A 904-nucleotide genomic window follows, 5' to 3' on the forward strand; every position below is an offset into this window, starting at 1 on the left:
TGGTACGTTCGTCTTCTGACCGAACTGATCTTTCACAACTAAAGTCACTTGGTTTGAACCATGACTCAGTTCGATTTTGCCGTTTTGCGCACCATCACCCAGTTCGAATTCTTTTGAATTCACGTAAACCGTTTGACCAACCAAACCGGCGGTCGATAGCACTTGCATGTTGTCGAGTAGCACCATGCTGTTTTGCATGACCTTCGACATGTTCTCGGTACTTTGAACTTGAGAGAACTGCGCCAACTGACCGACGTATTCTGTGCCATCTAACGGGTTTAACGGATCTTGGTTTTGAATTTGCGCCACCATCAAAGAGATGAACTCATTTTGAAGTGAAGACGCGCTGTTCTTATCCGTTGGGTTTGGCGCAATGCCACTGTTTTCTTTTGCTGCCGCTTTAACCGGAGCGTCCGACGATAATGCCGTGTACTGTGCAAGACTCATTAGCTACCCTGCCCTAAACGAAGCAAGCCTTGCTGCATGCTTTTCACATTTGCCAACACTTCCACGTTCGTTTCGAAGCTGCGAGTCGCTGACATCATGTCCGCCATTTCCGCAACCACGTCGATGTCTGGGTAGTAAACATAACCTTCGCCGTTAGCGAGTGGGTTATTTGGCTCAAAGCGTTTTTCCGCCTGACCTTTGTTTTGCACCACATCGACAATACGCACTTCAGCATTTGGGTAAATGCCGTTTTCTGTCGTCATTTGCGTTTTTTGATACACGGTAGCGAACACAGGTTTAAGTGCTTTGTAAGCATCATCTGGGTTTGCAGACACCGCATCCGCGTTCGCAAGGTTACTGGCAACCGTGTTTAGGCGAACGGTTTGCGCCGTCATCGCAGAGCCAGTAATCGAATAAATATCAGTGAATGACATAATTAACGTCCCTCAATCGCTTT

At 47.3% G+C, this 904-nt stretch carries 2 protein-coding genes; both read right to left on the minus strand.

The genetic code is table 11. The annotated features are described in order from the left end of the window. A partial coding sequence (locus tag R7190_RS26205) for a flagellar hook capping FlgD N-terminal domain-containing protein (protein ID WP_318098200.1) occupies positions 1-447 on the minus strand: 447 nt, incomplete at its 3' end. Beyond that, entirely contained in the window at positions 447-881 is a 435-nt protein-coding gene (gene flgC / locus R7190_RS26210) for a flagellar basal body rod protein FlgC (RefSeq protein ID WP_005464013.1), read from the minus strand. The genes flgC and R7190_RS26205, both read right to left, overlap by 1 nt. Positions 882-904: the final 23 nt, after the last annotated feature.

Source organism: Vibrio sp. 1078-1 (assembly GCF_033340475.1).

Excerpts from the sequence above, each read along its gene's own strand:
- flgC (WP_005464013.1), bottom strand. The coding sequence starts at position 881 with ATGTCATTCACTGATATTTATTCGATTACTGGCTCTGCGATGACGGCG.